We start from the raw sequence: 1,509 nt of genomic DNA, 5'->3' as shown, positions 1-1,509 counted from the left end.
ATAAAATGATACAGATGCAGATAATGCGTTTGTTAAGTCTATAGTATTATTAAGAACAATAGATGAGTTCTCGTCATTTGCATAATTGCCTCCTGGAGAATCTGTAATTGATGTTGGAGCCGATTCGAAAATAACATTTGTAACTCCCCAATCGTTGTTTTCAAAGTTTGTAGTAGAGCTGTTTCCGTTATCAAAGAAAACCTGTTCTGCTTCTCCAAATATTTTTGATACAGTAATAGAGGTGTCAAATGAACCATTATTTACAACTAATTCATAGATGATATCATCTCCAGCAGAAATACCTGAAGAAAGTGTATAGTCTACAGAACCATTTTGATTTTCTAGAGTAGCAAGACCTGAAAAACTCATTGGAGTGCCTACTGCAGTAATATTACTAGAAATAGGATTGACACTTACCGTAAAATCGCCAGACCCGTTAATTCCTAAACGTCTAAGATTAAATGCTGCATCCGATGTGCTGTTATCTATAAACAAAGGAGATCTATCAGATAATGTACCAAAGTTGTTGGTCATTTTTGCAGCAGTAAGATTGAGAAACATCATTTCTCTAGCGATATCTTCTATTTGATTAGAAGGAGGGTAGAATTCATTATTTATCTCTGGAGTAAAAGCAAATATCTTATCATGTGTACCTACAGTACCATACATAAAGTCATCACTATCTCCAGCAAAAGGAGAATCTCTAAGTGCATTGTATCCATTTTGAGAAGTTAATTCAGCTCCTATTCCTTGATATAGTGCATCGTCTGGTGTTGCGACATCTGCATATCCAAACGGATAGTATAATAATCTTCCAAAAGAGTGATTGTTTAATGCTATTACAAATTCGTGTTGTTCTACAAACCATTTGATCGCTTGATTTTCTACTTCAGAAAAAGCACTTGGTCCGTGAAACACTTCAGAATTTGGATTTCCAGAAGCTCCTGGACCTCCCCAAGACCCATTATTAGAGTCACCATTAATGTGATAATCATAGTTACGGTTATTATCTACACCATTTCCGTTTTTTCTGTTTTTACGCCAAAACCCTTGGCCATTAGCTGGATCTAATACTTGATTATAAAGGTATCCATCAGGATTTACTACAGGGACAAAATACAACTCTGTATTATTTACAATGCTTTGTACTTCTGGATCTGTATCATAGTTTTCTAAAAGATACCACATGTAGAAAATAAGTTCTGATAAAGTAGCAAACTCACGTGCGTGATGAATACTTGTATATAGTATTTGTGCTTCACCTTCACTAGAATCATTAGGATTATCACTTATTTTAACCCATTCAATTCTATTTCCTCCTATAGATGGTGTTACAGAATTATCTGCTTGTCCTTCTGTTAAGAAGTCACTTATACCATCTCTAGCTGTAATTAAGTTAGGGTATAGGTCATGCATATCATCCAGTTCATCAAGAAATTGTTGGTAGGTCATATATCCTCCTAGAGATCCTAAATTAAAATTATCAGGAGTAGGGTAGGTTGCTCCAGA

The 1,509-nt window shown here is 35.0% G+C and carries 1 protein-coding gene; it reads right to left on the bottom strand.

Annotated elements, in window-relative coordinates; all coding sequences use genetic code 11:
• Positions 1 to 1,509, bottom strand: a 1,509-nt coding sequence (locus ABJD27_RS11775) for a M14 family metallopeptidase (RefSeq protein ID WP_348202045.1), incomplete at both ends; no start/stop codon positions are given.

The organism is Dokdonia sp. (assembly GCF_039945015.1).
Taxonomy (GTDB): Bacteria; Bacteroidota; Bacteroidia; order Flavobacteriales; family Flavobacteriaceae; genus Dokdonia.
The sequence above is the reverse complement of the archived record's forward strand: the minus strand, read 5'-3'. Positions and strand labels throughout refer to the sequence as shown.